Origin of the sequence: uncultured Veillonella sp., assembly GCF_934190855.1 — a bacterium.
Taxonomy (GTDB): Bacteria; Bacillota; Negativicutes; order Veillonellales; family Veillonellaceae; genus Veillonella.
In genome coordinates, this window is the sequence record NZ_CAKPTN010000018.1 from 1 (window position 1) to 17880 (window position 17880).

Sequence of the window (17880 nt, forward strand, 5' to 3'; positions counted from 1 at the left end):
GTGGTAAGCTGCATCCATACATAATTGACGGATAGTTTTTGTAATTTCAGATACTTGAATCTCGCGCAAGATAATCCCTCCTCAGGAAATAATTGAATATTAATTCTAATACCGTGAGATAACTTTTAATTCTCAAGTGTTTGAGATATGTACAACTCATACACATTGAGATTTACTCTATGCATCAATCGTAACACACAATATACAGCCTTTCAACGCCTCAACTATACAGTTTTCTCAATGCTTTTCAGGTTTTTGAGAATAGTTTTCATGAATATTTTTGTATATATTTCGGTAATTCAATAGACTATATATACCATGTTTTATAATGATGAAAGCTCTTTCATAATGTGATGAAAGTCATAGTTTATCATACATCAATCCTATTTTTACTCCCCTTATCTATAGTGCCTTTCCAATATATAGATTTAGTTTATAATTAACCACAAACCAAGACTATATCTAATAAGATAAATACACTTTTTTATTAACTGATATTTCTTTTCAAATAAATCTTTTAAACTTTTCTATAATGCATATGTATACCGATTATCTTCAATATACTTATATTGCTAACTCTCATTCGTACATCGTCATTCAACACCTTACAAATTCAGTATTTAACTACGTTTATAAAACTCTATAGACTTTATTAATTTTAATGACTTTCTTATCAATATTTTTAATAACTAATTTTACGTATAAAGTTATGTGTTTTAGTCATACTTAACGAGGTTTAATTTATAGTGTTTTTTAAAAAAAGGCTTGCTTTTATAATTAATCTAACATATAATAACAATCGTACCATTCCTCGATAGCTCAGTCGGTAGAGCAATCGGCTGTTAACCGATCGGTCGTAGGTTCGAGTCCTACTCGAGGAGCCATTCTGGCCCGTTGGTCAAGCGGTTAAGACACCGCCCTTTCACGGCGGTATCCCGGGTTCGATTCCCGGACGGGTCACCACATGGACGATTAGCTCAGCTGGGAGAGCGCCTGCCTTACAAGCAGGATGTCGGCAGTTCGATCCTGTCATCGTCCACCAGACCAAAGGAGCAAGCATACTGCTTGCTTCTTTTTTTTGTATATGTGATATAATAGTACCAGTTGTTTTGTTTGAAATTTTAAATTGTGATTTTAAAAGAGTTTTATTAAGAGGAGGAATTATGTTTCGTAACTTCGAATTCTGTAAACGTCCCCTACTTGCAGTACTAGGTGTACTACTTGCATCTACAGTAGCAACTGCTAATGCTGCTACAATTGATATGAGTCAATTAACTTCAAATGGTGCTAAACCTGTAGTAATTAGCTCTATACCAGCTAACCAAAATAGTGCTGCACCTATAGTTAATATTGAGACAAATACACAGCCTACTACAAAGGTAGCAAATACACCTGTATCTACACCAATTTCTGGCACACCAGAAAAGGCAACTATTAATACGTCTAACGCTAATTACGATGGCCATTTGGAGAACTTCCCTAGCCGTAAGGTAACTATCGTTGTGCCTGCTAAATTACGCAATGAAAATACAGCACAATTTGGTCATTATATGACAGATCGTTTGTCTAATACGCTTAAATATCCGTATTATGATACTGCTATCGTAAGTACTAACACACCAACTGCACAGATTAGAGCTGTTGACCTTGCTCAAATTGCAGCAGCACAAAATTCTGAAATCGTAATTATGCCAGTACCATTACAAGACATCTATGTACAAGTTAATGGTATCAATAGTCCATACACTTATAACGATGAAGATCGTGAAATCTACATTACAGCAAAAGTGAATGCATTATTGTACTACTACGATGTAAACGACAAAGTTGTTCATACCGTTCGTACAGGTTTCAACCAAACTGATGATTCTCTAACTATGCCAACACATAAGGCTGTGTGGAATAAAGTTATGACAGTATTACTTGATAAATTGCCATACAAACGCATTCCAACAGACCGTGACCGCTACCAAGCGCCTGGAATTAATTCTGAAACACCAGTTGTACTTGATTTCCAAGTAGAGCAACCAAGAAATACAGCTTACTCCTTAAAAGGCGTTAGCGTATTATAATCATTAAATACACACAAAAAAGGCTAGCCCATCGGCTAGCCTTTTCTATTATAGTTGTTTAGTTACATGCAAACGCAATAAGGCACGTTGCAATGCCGCTTCTGCTCGTTCTACATCAATATCTGGTGTAGGATTTGCCAGACGGCCTTCAGCACGCTCTTTAGCACGCTGAGCACGGTCCACATCAATAGATTCTGGATCTTGGCAATCTGGTGTTACAATACTCACCTTATTATGTTCGATTTCACAGAAACCACCAAATACAGCAAGTTCACGAGATGTTCCATCTGGTTGATCAATGCGTAAAGGTGCTAAGTCTAATGCAATAATCATAGGTGCATGATTTGGCAAGATACCAAAAGCACCGTCGATAGCCTTGCCTACAAAGAATGTAGATTGACCTTCGAATACGACTGCATCAGGTGTAATGATTTGTAGGGTCATAGGTTCCGCCACGGATTATTCCCCCTTCTCTTGCATTTCCTTTGCTTTTTGAACGGCTTCATCGATGGTACCAACCATGTAGAATGCGCCTTCAGGCAATTCATCATGTTTACCATCGAGGATTTCTCTAAAGCCTCTCAATGTTTCGGACAATGGTACGTATTTACCAGGAGAACCTGTAAATACTTCGGCTACGAAGAACGGTTGGCTCAAGAAACGTTGAATCTTACGTGCACGAGATACAGTCAATTTATCTTCGTCAGATAATTCTTCCATACCGAGGATTGCGATAATATCTTGAAGATCTTTATATTTTTGCAATACTTCTTGCACGCCACGCGCTACAGCGTAGTGTTCTTCACCAAGTACATGTGGGTCCAAAATACGGCTTGTAGAGTCTAGAGGATCCACCGCTGGATAGATACCAAGTTCCGCAATGGAACGAGACAATACTGTTGTAGCATCCAAGTGAGCGAATGTCGCCGCTGGAGCAGGGTCAGTTAAGTCATCGGCAGGTACGTATACAGCTTGTACGGAAGTAATAGAGCCTTCTTTTGTAGATGTAATACGTTCTTGTAATGCCCCTACGTCATTAGCCAATGTAGGTTGGTAACCTACGGCGGATGGCATACGACCTAAGAGGGCAGATACTTCAGAACCCGCTTGGATAAAGCGGAAGATGTTATCAATGAACAAGAGCACGTCTTGTTTCTTCACATCACGGAAGTATTCAGCCATTGTAAGACCAGTAAGACCTACGCGCATACGAGCCCCTGGTGGCTCATTCATTTGGCCATATACGAGGGCTGTTTTGTTGATAACGCCAGACTCTTTCATTTCGTTCCACAAGTCATTACCTTCACGAGTACGTTCGCCTACACCGGAGAATACGGAGTAACCACCGTGCTCTGTAGCAACATTGTGAATCAATTCCATGATTAATACGGTTTTACCTACACCGGCACCACCGAAGAGGCCAATTTTACCACCCTTTACGTATGGAGCGATAAGGTCAACGACCTTAATACCTGTTTCCAAGATTTGTGTATCTGGAGAAAGGTCATCAAATTTAGGTGCTGGACGGTGAATAGGCCATTTTTCATCAGCTACAACTGGAGCTGGATCATGGTCTACAGTTTCACCAAGTACGTTAAAGATACGGCCCAATACTCCTTCCCCTACAGGGACGGAAATAGGATTGCCAGTATCTTCCGCTTCCATATTACGTGTCATACCGTCAGTAGAACTCATCGCAACGCAACGAACTGTGTCGTCGCCCAAGTGTTGCATAACCTCTACTACGATTTTTTGTCTATCGTGTGCTTTATGGTCATGGTAGATGTGGATGGCGTTATAGATAGCTGGCAAATGACCAGCATCGAAGCGCACGTCTACAACTGGGCCGATGACCTGCACAACTTTACCAATATTATTACTCATCGACAGATGTCTCCTTATCTATTGCAAGGCATTAGCGCCACCAACGATTTCAGAAATTTCGTTTGTAATGCTAGATTGACGCAACTTGTTATATTCAAGGCCTAAGGACTCAATGAGTTCCCCTGCATTATCTGTAGCAGATGTCATAGCTGTCATACGAGCGCCCAATTCACTAGCTGCAGATTGCAATAATCCATTATAAACAGTAATCTCTAAATATTTTGGTAGCAACGCCTCCAAGACGGATACAGCAGATGGCATGAAATCATACTCCTGCCCTTTTACCTCATCTTGTGGTTGCTCTATCGGCAACAAGCGCTCAGCCTGTGCAATTTGCGTCATAGAATTTACAAAACGTGTATAGATCATGATGACTTCGTCAACTTCATGACGTTCGTATAATGAAAGTGCTTCATGCATGATGGCACGAGCATGTTCATAGGAAGGCTTATCCGAGAAGCCCGTATAGGACTTATCGATATGAATACCTCTGGATTTCATGCTGTCTCTAGGTTTTCTACCCGCCGTGATTACACGGTATGTACTAGGGTCTTTGCCTTTTAATTCTTCCATAGCAAACTTAAGTACATTAGACGAGAATGCCCCAGCAAGACCTTTATCCGCACCGACTACAATATAGCAAGTACGTTCAACAGGTCGAACATCTAAAAGAGGACTTTCAAAGCCTTCTAAATCACTATTAGACATATGACGCAAGATTTGCCCAATCTTTTCTGCGTAAGGACGCGTAGCTTCCGCTTTTGTTTGCGCCCTACGAAGACGAGCAGAGGCTACCATCTTCATCGCTTTAGTAATTTGTTGCGTATTGGTAACACTTTTTATGCGTTTTCGCAAATCTTGTGCACTAGCCATACATTACGCCTCCTTATGAGACACTAATGTATGAGTAGAACCAAATGCTTCTACACATTCTGGGATTGCTTGTTTCAATAGATTTTCAGTTTCGTCCTCGATTTTCTTGGACGTTTCAATGTTTGTGATAATTTCAGGATAGTTAGCTTTCACATAACGTAACAATTCTGCTTCAAATGATAATACATCCTCAACTTGAATGTCCGCCAAATATCCTTTTGTGCCAGCATAGAGGTTAATAACCATTTCAGCTACGCTCATTGGCTCATATTGACCTTGTTTTAACATTTCAGTTAAACGTTGACCACGATCAAGTTGAGCACGTGTAGCCGCATCAAGGTCGGAACCGAACTGCGCAAAGGCAGCCAACTCACGATATTGAGCAAGGTCCAAACGCAATTGGCCCGCTACTTGTTTCATCGCTTTAGTTTGCGCACTACCACCTACACGGGATACGGACAAACCTACGTCAACAGCTGGACGAATACCAGAGTAGAACATATCTGTACCCAAGAAAATTTGACCATCCGTGATGGAAATTACGTTTGTTGGGATGTATGCAGATACGTCACCCGCTTGTGTTTCAATGATTGGCAACGCTGTAATGGAACCGCCACCAAGTTCTGGTGAAAGTTTCGCAGCCCGCTCTAATAGACGGCTGTGTAAGTAGAATACGTCGCCTGGATACGCTTCACGCCCTGGTGGACGGCGTAACAATAGGGACATAGCACGGTATGCAGCCGCTTGTTTTGTTAAGTCATCATATACGCATAATACGTGTTTGCCTTGGTACATGAAGTATTCACCCATGGCAACACCAGCGTAAGGAGCGATGTATTGAAGAGGGGCACCAGTAGATGCACTAGCAGATACTACGATTGTATACTCCATAGCGCCTGCTTCTTCAAGCTTTTGTACTACCCGAGCAACAGTAGATTCTTTTTGACCAATGGCTACATAAATACAAATAACATCTTTGCCTTTTTGGTTCAAAATAGTATCTAAGGCAATCGCAGTTTTACCAGTACCACGGTCACCGATGATTAGCTCACGTTGACCACGTCCGATTGGTACCATCGCATCAATCGCTTTAAGACCTGTTTGTAAAGGTTCGTTTACAGATTGACGATCCGCAATACCAGGTGCGGGATGTTCAACAGGACGACGTTCTGTAGCTTGGATAGCGCCCTTACCATCAAGAGGTTGACCAAGAGGGTTCACTACGCGACCAATCAAAGCATCCCCTGCAGGAACGTCCATAATTTTGCCAGTACGGCGTACTTGGTCCCCTTCTTTAATCAAGAAGTCGTCACCTAATAGTACGGCACCAACATTATCTAATTCTAAGTTCAAAACCAAGCCATATACGCCGTGAGGTAATTCTAACAACTCACCAGCCATGGCTCTTTCAAGACCATAAATATGGGCGATGCCATCCCCTACGTCGAGAACAGTACCCACGTCATCGACATTGAGGTCAACATCATAGTCCTGAATCTGCTGTTTGATTATAGCAGTGATTTCTTCAGGCTTCATTTTCATATATACCCATTCACCCCTATCTAATAGAGTTCGTTCTTAATAAAGATTTTTCTAATTCTTCTAAACGGCGAGCTACAGAGCCATCGATGCGTTTATCCCCTACTTGGATAACGATACCACCCATGATAGATGGATCTTGACGCACAGATAAGATGACATCTTTCCCTGTAACTTCTCTTAGTTTAGCTTGTACAGATGCTTCTACATCAGCTGTGATTGGTTCTGCTACAGTGACAGTAGCTTCCAAAATACCACGAGCTTCACGTGATTTCTTAATAAACGCAGCAATAGCTTCCGCTATATAGCGATGACGTCCACGTTTAATCATCACATAGATAAAGTGTAGAGCAACTTTGTCGATACTAGATTCAAAGATTCTACCAACAAGTTTAATCTTCGCCTCTTCCGTAACGATTGGATTTTCAAGGAATGAGCGAAGTTCAGGCTGTTCTGCCATAACGGACGCTACATAGCCTAATTGCTCCTCCATGAGTTCCAAATTATTTTGTTCTAGAGCTAATTCGAACATAGCCGAACCATATTTATCTGCTACAATTTCTATGCTCATCGTATCACAACCCTATCGTTTTACTATCAAGTTGACGAATAGCGTCTTCGATCAATTTTGTATTAGTCTCGCTGTTCATATCTTTAGCCACAACTTTACCAGCCATAGCTACAGATAAGGAAACAACTTCGTTGCGCAAGCTATTCATAGCACGATCGCGTTCAATGGCGATATCTTGACGAGCTCGTTCTTTTTCAGTTTCAATTTGAGAACGCGCTGCAGCTACTTCTTCAGCAGTACTTAGTTTGGCTTGATGATGTGCTTTTTCAACGATTTCTTGTGCTTCTTGGCGAGCTTTTGCAATTTGTGCTGCATAATCAGCTTTAATTTGCTCTGCTTCAAGTCGAGATTGCTCTGCACTGGCTAAATCATTGGCAATTTGCTCTTTACGAGCATTCATCATGCCTACTAATGGTTTGTACGCAAAACGATGTAAAATCCAAACTAATATAAAAAAGTTTAGCATTTGAGCAAGAATTGTTCCTGGGCTTAAATCAACCAAGGTCGTGCCTCCTTGCTATTAACGGAATAACAAAATGAAAGCTACTACTACGCCGATGATAGGCATCGCTTCGATCAAACCAATCGCTACGAACATAGTAGACATCAATTGACCACGTAATTCTGGTTGACGTGTAATACCTTCGATTACTTTACTAGCTACCATACCGTCACCGATACCAGCAGCGATTGCACCACAACCTACTGCGATTGCCGCAGCTAAAGCGAATAAACCTTGAACTTCCATGATTAATCCTCCATTAAATAAAATTAGTGTTCTTCACTCAAAGCCATACCTAAGTAGTTAGCTGTAAGAACGGTGAAAATAAAGGCCTGAATAATGCCGATAAACAAACTAAAAGCAATCCAAATCCATGGTACTGGTACGAACCAAGGCAAGTTGTAGAGAATTTCTAATAAAATTTCACCTGCCACAATGTTACCAAATAGACGGAAAGCTAATGTGATTGGTTTTGCAATTTCTTCAAAAATATTCAAAACCAACATGGCTTTATAAGGCTGTAAGAAATGGTTAAAGTAAGATAAACCTTTTACCTTGATCCCCATTCCCCATACTACAAGGCTACTACTAAGAGCCAATGCGGCTGTCGTATTAATATCCGCAGTTGGTGAAGCAACAGCATGTAGAGTAGGCAGTAGGCCCAGTTCATTTCCGATGAAAATGAACAAGAAGAATGTGAATAATAATGAGCTCACCATCGGCCAGTGTTTGCCAAGTGTAGGAGATAATTGACCTTCTAAACCTTCTAATAGTGCTTCCACACCATTTTGAATGCCTGAAGGAACCAATTTTCGTCCACGGGTAGCTAACATGGTAATGATGATGACGATCGCCATCGTAATCCACGTAGCGATTAGGGTATCGATATTAAAGGATAGCCCTAGCCAGTGAACCACCTGATGGTGACCAGCATGCAATTCCACAAACTCATCCCCTTCCATAGCTTATAATGAAAACCTAATATATTTATAATAATATAAATATAATATATATATGTATCATCATACATCGTTATAGATATATAATCAACAGTTGAGAGGTGAACAATTCCAATTAATCATAAGTATAATGTATACAATGCATTATTGGTATAAAACAAATTAAATCCCTTATTGCAAATAAATTTAAAACTATAACTAGAATTAGAATTGACGGCTAAGTCGCCAAAATACCACATACAGTGCAGGCTGTATGAGGGCAATAGCGATAAACATACTTACAGCTTCTACACCAGGAATCTGTAATCCTACTACAACTAAGGAACCTACGAGCATAAGGCGCCACATCATCTGCCTACGCACCTTGCGAACAGCTTTATAGGGATCCCCTGCCATAATAGCTTGACTATGCAAAGCAAGGCTAAGTAAATATAGAATCATAATAAAAATGCCCCACATCCAGCCCCATATATACTGCTGTAAGCCGCATAAGACTTGTACTATGCCCCCTAAAAGGGCAATAAAAAAACAAGTCAGCAGCACACGCACTATGAATTTTACATATTGATTCATATATACCTCACTACTTAACTTGTTTGTATAACATATAAAAGCCTGTTATAGCTCCAATAAGACCAAGTATAACCATACAAAGAGGCTCCGTTTGAAGCCATCCATCTAGTTTATAGCCTAGCCATATAAAGCCACCTATACAGGAGACTAGTGTGACCCCCGCCGATGTTGCCATGGCGAGGGCTTTCACAAGATCCTTATCCATATTATTTACCAAAACGTTCAGGACGATTAGAATCGCCTAAGAACTCATGGCGCAACGCTTGGATGATGCGTTCAGATGCTTTACCGTCACCATAAGGGTTAACGGAGTTAGACATCAATTTATAAGCCTCTGCATTACTCAACAATTCATGAGCCGCTGCATGTACAGCATCTTTATCAGTACCTACTAAGCGAACTGTACCAGCTTCAACAGCTTCAGGGCGTTCTGTTGTATCACGCAATACGAGAACCGGTTTACCAAGGGCTGGCGCTTCCTCTTGAATCCCACCAGAATCAGTAAGAATCAAATACGATTTAGCCATTAAATTCGCAAATGGTTCATAATCAAGTGGATCGATTAAGGTAACGCGCTCTACAGAGCCAAGCTCCTCTTGTACTACTTGGCGAACCTTAGGGTTCTTATGTACAGGGAACACAACTTGAATATCTTCAAATTCATTAATTAAATCGCGAATAGCTTGGTATACGTGGCGCATAGGCTCACCCAAATTTTCACGGCGATGTGTGGTAACAAGAACTGTACGTTTTTCAGGATCTAATGCATTAATAGCTGCATCATCGAATACATAATTATCTTGTACAGTTGTATCTAGAGCATCAATAACAGTATTACCTGTTACATATAGATGATCTGTATTGATATTTTCTTTCTTAAGATTGCTTTCAGAGCTAGAAGTTGGTGCAAAGTGATAGGTCGCAATAGAACCTGTTAACTTCCGGTTCATCTCTTCTGGGAACGGAGAGTAAATATCACCTGTACGAAGGCCCGCTTCTACGTGGCCTACAGGAATCTCTTGATAGAAAGACGCTAAAGCACCGGCAAAGGTAGTTGTAGTATCACCATGAACGAGTACTACATCGGGTTTTGCTTCTTCTAGTACATCCTTAAGGCCCATCAACGCACGATTTGTTACATCGTACAAGGTTTGGCCTTGGCTCATAATATTCAAGTCGTAATCTGGGGTAATATTAAACAAGTTTAGTACTTGGTCGAGCATATCGCGATGTTGCGCCGTAACGGTTACAATCGGTTCCATATCTGGTGCTGCTTCTAATGCTTTCACAAGAGGAGCCATCTTGATAGCCTCAGGTCTTGTACCAAAGATTGTCATAACTTTTAACATAGTTGCCTCCAACATAGTAGGATAGAAAAAATGGGGCGCCAAGCGCCCCACATATGGTTATTCCTTATGGGAACCCTCTGATTCCTCTAAAGCTTTTGCCAATTCTTCACGATCAAAGGAAATAGTTTCATCTGAATCGCTGCGTTCAATTGTAGGACGTGGTAGTGGATGTCCTGCCGCATCACTATGAGTAATAACACCAAGACGACGAGCCACAAAAATACTACCTAAGAAAATAACGAGTACCAATGCGATACCAATCCAAGCATTGACCTCTGCTACGATGACGGATACGCCACCAAAGAGAGCTGTTACAGCATACATCATTAGCACCGCTTGTTTTTGAGATAAGCCTTGTGCTAACAAACGATGATGCACATGGCCTTTATCAGGCTTGAAGATTGGACGGCCGCTGATTTTACGGCGTACGATAGCAAACAATGTATCGAGAATTGGTAATCCTAGCACGATTGCCGGCACTACTAATGCAATAGTTGCCGCTGTTTTTACAGCGCCCATAACAGAAATAGCGGCTAATGTATAACCAAGGAGCATAGAGCCCGTATCACCCATAAAGATTTTTGCAGGGTTAAAGTTATACCGCAAGAAACCTACCGTTGCACCTGCTAAAGCAAGAGCAATACATGCCAGGTCAGTTTGACCAAGTTGTAATGTCATGGCACATACAGCAATACACGCGATAAAGGAAATACCTGCTGCCAAGCCATCAAGGCCATCGATGAGGTTTACGATATTCGTAAAGCCTACAATCCAGAAAATAGTCAATGGTGCGGCCCAATATTTAAGGTATACTACACCACCCCAAGGAAGGTTGATGAAGTCTACTCGAATATCGTAAGCTACCAAAATAGCGGCTGCTATGATTTGGCCCATTAACTTAGTTTTTGGCTCAATTTGTTTAATATCATCCCAAATGCCCACAAGCACTAGAATAACTGTACCAAGCACCAAGCCAAATAGTTTATGATCATGCGGGATGGATCCATTAAAGAGGACCGACCCGACATAACCGAGAAAGATTGCTAATCCACCAAGTCGTGGAATCGCGCCATGATGCACCTTACGGGCATCTGGTTTATCTATTGCCCCAACGGCAACGGCAAAGCGTTTCACCAAAGGGGTTAGTGCAAAGGTTATGATGAGCGCTAGAGCAAAGGCCCATACATAATCGAGCACATAATCACTCATAAGACACCTCCAACAACTAGGTTGAAAAACGGGATTAGTTCGTTAAGCTACGAATAGGTGCAGGAATACGACCACCGCGAGCGATGAACTCAGCTGCACTATACGGACTCACTTCAATAATTGGGGCATAACCTAATAGGCCACCAAACTCAACAACCTCTCCAACAGTTTTACCTGGTACAGGAATTACGCGAACTGCAGTTGTCTTATTATTAATCATACCGATAGCTGATTCATCTGCAATAATAGCAGAAATTGTATCAGCCGTTGTATCACCAGGAATAGCGATCATATCAAGGCCTACAGAACATACACATGTCATAGCCTCTAATTTATCAAGTGTCAAACTGCCACAAGATACAGCATCAATCATGCCCGCATCTTCAGATACTGGGATAAATGCACCACTGAGACCACCAACGTGAGAGGACGCCATAAGGCCGCCTTTTTTCACTGCATCATTTAATAATGCAAGTGCTGCTGTAGTGCCGTGACATCCACAAGAGGACAAGCCCATTTCTTCAAGAACGTGAGCTACAGAGTCACCTACAGCTGGTGTTGGCGCCAAGGACAAGTCGATAATACCAAATGGTTTACCAAGACGGCGAGATGCTTCTTGTGCTACCAATTGGCCTACACGAGTAATTTTGAAAGCAGTACGTTTAATGGTTTCTGCTACCACATCAAAGGATTGGCCCCGAACGGATTCAAGAGCATGTTTTACAACACCTGGGCCAGATACGCCTACAGAAATAGCGCTATCCCCTTCTGTAACACCAAAGAAGGCACCCGCCATAAATGGATTATCCTCAACAGGATTACAGAAAATAACTAGCTTAGCACAACCAAGAGCATCATTATCCTTTGTGAGCTCAGCAGTTTTTTTTACGATGATACCCATGTCGCGTACTGCGTCCATGTTGATACCAGTTTTAGTAGAGCCTACCGCAACAGAGCTACATACGATATCCGTCGTTGCTAATGCTTCAGGAATAGAGTCAATCAAAATGCGGTCAGCTCGTGTAGCACCCTTTGTTACAAGAGCAGAGAAACCACCGATAAAGTTAACCCCTACTGCCTTCGCAGCGCGGTCCATAGCTTCCGCTACAGGAACATAGGATGTTAGGTCACTACCACCAGCCACTAGAGAAATTGGCGTTACAGAAATACGCTTGTTGATGATAGGAATACCGAACTCGCGTTCAATATCTTCACCCGTAGATACAAGGTGTTCTGCTTCTTTTGTAATGCGATCATAAATGCGGTCACATAGTTCTTTGCCAGAACTAGATGCGCATTCTAACAAGCTAATACCCATCGTAATCGTACGAACATCAAGCTTGTTATCGTGAATCATCTGATTCGTTTCTAAAATATTGTCGATAGATAACATAGTGCCTCCTATCCTACACGGTGCATGCTCAAGAAAATATCTGCATGTTGTGCACGGATTTCAACACCTAGTTCTTTACCTTGTGTATTCAAAGCCTCTTGAATAGATGTAAGGTTTTTCATATCTTCAGACTTTGTTTCACACATCATAATCATATTGAAAACGCCATCAAGAATGGTTTGATTAATAGACATAATATTTACACCGTGGTCAGCAAGTACGGTACTAACCCCAGCTATGATACCAACGCGGTCAACGCCGACAACGGTAACAACTAATTTCATAACATCACCTTTTCTAAGCACTACAAACTATATGGCCAATATAGGGCATTCAATAAACTATATTAATATATTATATCACATTTATTACTTTTAGACGGTGAAATCTTTATGAGATTACACTTCATCAGACAATGCAGCAGTTACGATTTCTTCACCCGCTGTTAAGAGTGCGATAAGACCTTTATCCCCTTTATAGCTTTCACCATAAATTTTATATAGGTCCTCAGTGCCAGAAGGACGGGCCACAAACCAACCTGTTTCTGTTTCTACGCGCACACCATCGATAGGCATATCCTTGTACAAGGACGTAGTGCGTACATTCGTAATAGCATCTCCATCCACCTCTGTAGCTGTAATGGAGCTTGCATTCAACTGTTTCAACTTAGCCTTAGCTGCCTTCGTACAAGCCGCATCAATACGACCAAAACGAGGGTCTCCACAACCTTCGACTATGTTGTTATACAACCGATCAACAGTGGCGCCCATTACGGCGTACATCTCCATCGCCAGCAGAGCCATTACCATGCCGTCTTTATCTGTAGTCCATACAGTGCCATCTTTTTTGAGGAATGATGCACCAGCGGATTCTTCACCACCAATGCCAATCTCGCCGTCAAATAATAGAGAACTAAAATATTTAAAGCCTACAGGCACCTCATAAACAGGAACGTCTTTAACGGATGCCCATTTATCAATCATTGTAGTACAAACAACAGTTTTACCTACCCCTTTATCCTTCCAACCACGCGTTGTAAATAAATAATCTGCCGCAGTCACAAGGAATGCATTTGGAGAGGTGAGGCCGTCCGAACTAACGATACCATAACGGTCATAGTCAGGGTCATTACCTACAGCAAGGTCATAATTGCCGATTTGTTTAATAACATCGGCCATGGCATATTCAGAGGAGCAATCCATGCGAACCTTGCCATCATGGTCATAGGTCATAAAGCTAAAGGTTGGATCGTACTCATCATTGATAATATCCATATTGAGATTATATCGCTCTTTGATAGCACGCCAATAGGCAAGGCCACTACCGCCTAATGCATTAACAAGGATTTTAGGCTTTGCACTTTGGATAGCTTCCATATTAATAATGGAGGATAATTCCTCTACGTATAAACCTTTATAGTCATATGGGATTTGTCGGTCTGGTTCGATATTATCGATACTAATGCGTTTAAAGCCTTCTAATTCACAGTATGCACGTACATACTCATTAGCGCGAGTTTCAATCCACTTTGTAACAAGGGTATCCGCAGGACCACCATTTGTCGCATTATACTTGATACCACCATTATCCGGAGGATTATGGGATGGTGTTATGACAATGCCATCAGCCTTATGATCGTGGCTTTCATTATAACGAATAATAGCGCGAGATACGGACGGGGTTGGTACGAAATCCATATCCGCATCAACCATAGCCGTCACGCCATTACCAGCGAGCACCTCAAGCACTGTTACAAGGGCTGGCTGAGATAAGGCATGTGTATCTTGCCCTACAAAGAGCGGACCAGTAGCGCCAAATTGTCCACGTCCATCACAGATAGCCTGTGTAATAGCCGCCACATGTAAGTCCGTAAATGTACCATTTAAGGATGTACCACGATGGCCTGATGTACCAAAGGATACAAGTTGTGTTGGATCTGTAATATCCGGTGCATTATCAAAATAAGCATCCACAAGGGTTTGCACATCAATAATATCTTGTTCTTGTACAGGCGTACCTGCTAATTTGTGAGCCATAGGAACCTCCTAATCTCATCTTGAGAGTAATCCCTCTCGAATTACTAAATTTATATTTTTTTCAATCAGATACGAGTAATTTACAAAATGTATATAGCATTCATCAAACATTATATTTACACATAATTAATATAAGATGACAAAGAATAACAATTTTACTAAAACGTCATTTATATTTGTTACTTATATTTGTTATTTTCTACTTCTTATAGCTTATTTGCTATCTGTTACAGTATGCGTAGCATCTTGAGCAATGGTGCTTTGTGCTTTCATCTGATTAGTTACCTCAATTGGCAAAATAGGACGAGTAAAACCTTGTCCAATCACCTCTTGAGCATCGGTAATTAAGATAAATACATTTGGATCAGCCTCTTCAATAACTTCTTTCAGTTTATTGACTTGTAATAGGTTAACGGCGACCATAACAATATTTTTTGGCGTTCGCGTATAGGCCCCAACACCTTCAATAATCGTTGCACCACGGCCTACCTTGTTGATGATGCATTCACAGACCTCATCGGTCCGATAAGTAATGATGAAAGCAACCTTTCGTTGATTAAAACCGATGACAACCTTATTAGTAAGAATAGTGTACACATACACACTAATAAGAGTTACCGCTACCGCTTCAAGACCGACTACGCCTACAGCAGCTAATAGAATGGCACAGTTGATAGCACTATTAATGGAACCCATTTGAAGACCATAATATTTTCGAACGATAAGCGCAATTGGATCGAGACCACCGGTATTACCGCCTACACGGTAGACAATACCAAGGCCCACACCAGTCGTAATACCGGCCATCATGGAACTGAGTAACGGGTCCTTGATAATCATGTCATATTGCAAGAAATCAAAGACATCAATCATCCAAGACAGCATGAGTGTCCCGTATAACGTCTTTACTACAACACGCGTTCCTAGCCATTTCCAAGCAGCCCAGAATATAGGAATATTTAAAATCATATTCCAAGAACCAACAGATAAACCTGTTATATAATACAAAATTAAACCTACCCCACTAATACCAGTACTAACTAGTTTATGAGGCAATACAAAAGCATCAATGCCAGCACCAAATATGGCACACCCAACGACGACCATAAGGCATTGATACACAACATCTTTATACTTGGCGAACATAGCTCCCTCCAAATTGCCATTTCACTATAAATATTCTATAATGAACTAACTAAACTTTACGCTATTTACAATACTGTTAAGAATTGAACAACTTGTGTATACAAAATCATCATAAACCACTTAATGGTTATTTTCAATCACTTTATAACAGTATAAAATAAACATATAAACTGCATATATTATGTACATTATGAACGAGGCTATTATGAGTAAAAGTTTTGAGCAACTCGGTTGCAGTAAAATCAACATCGGTCTGGCTATTACAGGTAAACGCGACGACGGCTACCACGATATCGATTCCATTTTCCAATCCATTCGTCTTAGCGACTCCATTTATTTTGCTAAACACCATTCCGTAGTATTTTCTGGAGGTGCTCCGGAGTTGCCAGACTATATGCAAAAACTGGTAACCTACGGAGAAGACAATTTAGCGCTTAAAGCGTTGCGCGCGGTGCAAGCCTATACAGGTTGTAAGGCAGGCGCTGCAATCCATTTATTAAAACGCGTGCCCATTCAAGCAGGCCTTGGCGGTGGCAGTGCAGATGCAGCGGCCATGCTATTAGGTCTCAATCGTTTCTGGGACTTACGCCTCACCCAAGAGGAGCTATTACAAATCGGTGCTACCCTCGGCTCTGACGTACCATTTTTATTGCAAGGTGGTACAGCGCGCGGTACAGGTCGCGGCGAAATACTAACCTTTAAGGAATCGCCAGAACCACATTGGTTATTACTCGTTAAACCAAAGGTGTCTGTTTCTACAGCAGCCGCCTATGGTCGCTTTAACGGCAAATCAGAAGCTACTAAGAAAACAATTGATACTGTATTAAGCCACGTTGAAAATAACGACTTGAAATCTGCTTTCACAAGCAGTGCTAATACCTTTGAAGAGCTATTATTCCCAGATCACGAAGAACTTGTCATCTGTAAAGAGTTCTTTACAAGCCGTGGATACCCAACCATCATGACTGGCAGCGGTCCAACGATGGTAGTATTACTCGATAAACCAATGGAGGCATTGCAGCTCCAAGAGGAAATTAAAACAGCTGGCCACGATTGGCTCTCCCTCATTACTAAAACGTGTACACAGGAGGACTTACCATGACAAAACGGTTACAACCTATACGACTCGATGCGTATAAACCACTGAGAGAAGTTGTAAGTGAAACATTGCGTCAAGCCATCCAGGATGGAGTATTAAAACCTGGTGAACGTCTCATGGAAATCCCTCTCGCTGAAGAGCTGGGCGTGAGCCGCACACCGATTCGCGAAGCCATTCGTAAATTAGAACTAGAAGGCTTTGTCGTTATGGTTCCTCGTCGTGGTACTTACGTTGCCAATATTTCTTTAAAAGATATTACTCAAGTATTTGAAATTCGATCAGCCCTCGAAGAATTAGCCGCAGGTCTTGCAGCAGAACGCATTACGGCAGAAGAAATCGAAACCTTGGAACGAATGCTCGTAGAAATCGGCGACCATATGGAAAATAAAGATATGGACTCTGTCGTAGCAGCAGACGTAGAATTCCACGAAGTGCTGTACCGCGCCTCTCGAAATGAACGACTAGCAGATATCGTTCACAACTTGCGCGAACAAACTTATCGCTTCCGTAGTTTCTCTATGAACCAGCCTGGTCGCCTTAGAAAAACATGGGAAGAACATCGCCAACTCGTAGAAGCAATTGCTACTCATAACGCTCCACAAGCTCGTAAACTCGCAAGAGTTCATATGGAACATTCTGAACAAACCTTATTACAAGGTATGGAAGAATCCCAAG

19 protein-coding genes and 3 tRNA genes are annotated in these 17880 nt (G+C 41.4%); 6 read left to right on the forward strand and 16 right to left on the reverse strand.

All coding sequences use genetic code 11. The features are described 5' to 3' along the window. The first annotated feature begins 808 nt into the window (after positions 1-808). The 4 genes from Q0F90_RS02120 to Q0F90_RS02135 all read left to right on the forward strand — a co-directional run bounded on the left by Q0F90_RS02120 (position 809) and on the right by Q0F90_RS02135 (position 2072). Positions 809-884: transfer RNA gene (locus Q0F90_RS02120), tRNA-Asn, on the forward strand. A 4-nt stretch (positions 885-888) separates the two neighbouring features. Continuing rightward, positions 889-963: transfer RNA gene (locus Q0F90_RS02125), tRNA-Glu, on the forward strand. Between the two features lie 3 nt (positions 964-966). Beyond that, positions 967-1042, forward strand: a tRNA-Val gene (locus Q0F90_RS02130). Between the two features lie 121 nt (positions 1043-1163). Continuing rightward, complete coding sequence (locus Q0F90_RS02135) at positions 1164-2072, forward strand: hypothetical protein (protein ID WP_296002913.1); 909 nt, start codon at positions 1164-1166, stop codon at positions 2070-2072. Between the two features lie 48 nt (positions 2073-2120). On the opposite strand, the gene atpC is transcribed toward Q0F90_RS02135, so the two are convergent. From atpC to Q0F90_RS02215, 16 genes are all read right to left on the reverse strand, one after another. Further along, positions 2121-2528 (reverse strand): ATP synthase F1 subunit epsilon, encoded by a 408-nt coding sequence (gene atpC, locus Q0F90_RS02140; protein WP_288992476.1) that lies wholly within the window; start codon positions 2526-2528, stop codon positions 2121-2123. Positions 2529-2531: 3 nt separating this feature from the next. Further along, positions 2532-3956 (reverse strand): F0F1 ATP synthase subunit beta, encoded by a 1425-nt coding sequence (gene atpD, locus Q0F90_RS02145; RefSeq protein ID WP_274204148.1) that lies wholly within the window; start codon positions 3954-3956, stop codon positions 2532-2534. A gap of 18 nt (positions 3957-3974) precedes the next feature. Continuing rightward, the gene (gene atpG / locus Q0F90_RS02150; protein ID WP_296002920.1) at positions 3975-4829 is read right to left on the reverse strand and encodes an ATP synthase F1 subunit gamma; all 855 of its coding nucleotides are present in this window, start codon (positions 4827-4829) and stop codon (positions 3975-3977) included. 3 nt (positions 4830-4832) lie between these two features. Further along, positions 4833-6371, reverse strand: a complete 1539-nt coding sequence (gene atpA, locus Q0F90_RS02155) for a F0F1 ATP synthase subunit alpha (protein WP_296002923.1) — start codon at positions 6369-6371, stop codon at positions 4833-4835. 16 nt (positions 6372-6387) lie between these two features. Next, positions 6388-6939 carry an ATP synthase F1 subunit delta gene (atpH, locus tag Q0F90_RS02160; protein WP_296002926.1) on the reverse strand — a complete coding sequence of 184 codons (552 nt, stop codon included), beginning with the start codon at positions 6937-6939 and terminating at the stop codon, positions 6388-6390. 4 nt (positions 6940-6943) lie between these two features. After that, on the reverse strand, positions 6944-7441 hold the full coding sequence (atpF, locus tag Q0F90_RS02165) for a F0F1 ATP synthase subunit B (RefSeq protein ID WP_296002929.1): 498 nt from the start codon (positions 7439-7441) through the stop codon (positions 6944-6946). An 18-nt stretch (positions 7442-7459) separates the two neighbouring features. Beyond that, positions 7460-7687: a F0F1 ATP synthase subunit C gene (gene atpE / locus Q0F90_RS02170; protein ID WP_005377043.1), complete on the reverse strand. Its 228-nt coding sequence runs from the start codon at positions 7685-7687 to the stop codon at positions 7460-7462. A gap of 23 nt (positions 7688-7710) precedes the next feature. After that, on the reverse strand, positions 7711-8385 hold the full coding sequence (atpB, locus tag Q0F90_RS02175; RefSeq protein WP_296002933.1) for a F0F1 ATP synthase subunit A: 675 nt from the start codon (positions 8383-8385) through the stop codon (positions 7711-7713). Positions 8386-8604: 219 nt separating this feature from the next. After that, a complete protein-coding gene (locus Q0F90_RS02180) occupies positions 8605-8973 on the reverse strand; it encodes a Tat pathway signal protein (protein WP_296002934.1) in 369 nt (122 codons plus the stop codon). Between the two features lie 10 nt (positions 8974-8983). Continuing rightward, positions 8984-9178, reverse strand: a complete 195-nt coding sequence (locus tag Q0F90_RS02185) for an AtpZ/AtpI family protein (protein ID WP_314643024.1) — start codon at positions 9176-9178, stop codon at positions 8984-8986. A 1-nt stretch (position 9179) separates the two neighbouring features. Next, on the reverse strand, positions 9180-10322 hold the full coding sequence (gene wecB, locus Q0F90_RS02190) for a non-hydrolyzing UDP-N-acetylglucosamine 2-epimerase (protein WP_296002937.1): 1143 nt from the start codon (positions 10320-10322) through the stop codon (positions 9180-9182). A gap of 57 nt (positions 10323-10379) precedes the next feature. Then, complete coding sequence (locus Q0F90_RS02195; RefSeq protein WP_296002940.1) at positions 10380-11531, reverse strand: glycosyltransferase family 4 protein; 1152 nt, start codon at positions 11529-11531, stop codon at positions 10380-10382. Between the two features lie 34 nt (positions 11532-11565). After that, positions 11566-12924, reverse strand: a complete 1359-nt coding sequence (locus Q0F90_RS02200) for a PFL family protein (protein WP_009352253.1) — start codon at positions 12922-12924, stop codon at positions 11566-11568. 8 nt (positions 12925-12932) lie between these two features. Continuing rightward, complete coding sequence (locus Q0F90_RS02205; protein ID WP_105097429.1) at positions 12933-13208, reverse strand: ACT domain-containing protein; 276 nt, start codon at positions 13206-13208, stop codon at positions 12933-12935. A gap of 114 nt (positions 13209-13322) precedes the next feature. Then, positions 13323-14960, reverse strand: a complete 1638-nt coding sequence (locus Q0F90_RS02210; RefSeq protein ID WP_296002949.1) for a phosphoglucomutase — start codon at positions 14958-14960, stop codon at positions 13323-13325. A gap of 213 nt (positions 14961-15173) precedes the next feature. Then, positions 15174-16106 (reverse strand): YitT family protein, encoded by a 933-nt coding sequence (locus Q0F90_RS02215; RefSeq protein ID WP_296002951.1) that lies wholly within the window; start codon positions 16104-16106, stop codon positions 15174-15176. 205 nt (positions 16107-16311) lie between these two features. Here Q0F90_RS02215 and ispE point away from each other — a divergent pair, with 205 nt between their 5' ends. Both ispE and Q0F90_RS02225 read left to right on the forward strand, forming a co-directional pair. Then, complete coding sequence (gene ispE, locus Q0F90_RS02220) at positions 16312-17208, forward strand: 4-(cytidine 5'-diphospho)-2-C-methyl-D-erythritol kinase (RefSeq protein ID WP_296002953.1); 897 nt, start codon at positions 16312-16314, stop codon at positions 17206-17208. Next, positions 17205-17880: GntR family transcriptional regulator (locus tag Q0F90_RS02225; protein ID WP_296002955.1), on the forward strand; the 676-nt coding region annotated here is incomplete at its 3' end. The genes ispE and Q0F90_RS02225, both read left to right, overlap by 4 nt.

What these genes read in the sequence shown, in the direction of transcription:
- Q0F90_RS02215 (WP_296002951.1), bottom strand. Translation starts at nt 16,106, where the DNA reads ATGTTCGCCAAGTATAAAGATGTTGTGTATCAATGCCTTATGGTCGTC.
- atpG (WP_296002920.1), bottom strand. Translation starts at nt 4,829, where the DNA reads ATGGCTAGTGCACAAGATTTGCGAAAACGCATAAAAAGTGTTACCAAT.
- ispE (WP_296002953.1), top strand. Translation starts at nt 16,312, where the DNA reads ATGAGTAAAAGTTTTGAGCAACTCGGTTGCAGTAAAATCAACATCGGT.
- Q0F90_RS02205 (WP_105097429.1), bottom strand. Translation starts at nt 13,208, where the DNA reads ATGAAATTAGTTGTTACCGTTGTCGGCGTTGACCGCGTTGGTATCATA.
- atpA (WP_296002923.1), bottom strand. Translation starts at nt 6,371, where the DNA reads ATGAAAATGAAGCCTGAAGAAATCACTGCTATAATCAAACAGCAGATT.
- Q0F90_RS02180 (WP_296002934.1), bottom strand. Translation starts at nt 8,973, where the DNA reads ATGAATCAATATGTAAAATTCATAGTGCGTGTGCTGCTGACTTGTTTT.
- atpE (WP_005377043.1), bottom strand. Translation starts at nt 7,687, where the DNA reads ATGGAAGTTCAAGGTTTATTCGCTTTAGCTGCGGCAATCGCAGTAGGT.
- Q0F90_RS02195 (WP_296002940.1), bottom strand. Translation starts at nt 11,531, where the DNA reads ATGAGTGATTATGTGCTCGATTATGTATGGGCCTTTGCTCTAGCGCTC.
- Q0F90_RS02210 (WP_296002949.1), bottom strand. Translation starts at nt 14,960, where the DNA reads ATGGCTCACAAATTAGCAGGTACGCCTGTACAAGAACAAGATATTATT.
- wecB (WP_296002937.1), bottom strand. Translation starts at nt 10,322, where the DNA reads ATGTTAAAAGTTATGACAATCTTTGGTACAAGACCTGAGGCTATCAAG.
- Q0F90_RS02185 (WP_314643024.1), bottom strand. Translation starts at nt 9,178, where the DNA reads ATGGATAAGGATCTTGTGAAAGCCCTCGCCATGGCAACATCGGCGGGG.
- Q0F90_RS02135 (WP_296002913.1), top strand. Translation starts at nt 1,164, where the DNA reads ATGTTTCGTAACTTCGAATTCTGTAAACGTCCCCTACTTGCAGTACTA.
- Q0F90_RS02200 (WP_009352253.1), bottom strand. Translation starts at nt 12,924, where the DNA reads ATGTTATCTATCGACAATATTTTAGAAACGAATCAGATGATTCACGAT.
- atpH (WP_296002926.1), bottom strand. Translation starts at nt 6,939, where the DNA reads ATGAGCATAGAAATTGTAGCAGATAAATATGGTTCGGCTATGTTCGAA.
- atpD (WP_274204148.1), bottom strand. Translation starts at nt 3,956, where the DNA reads ATGAGTAATAATATTGGTAAAGTTGTGCAGGTCATCGGCCCAGTTGTA.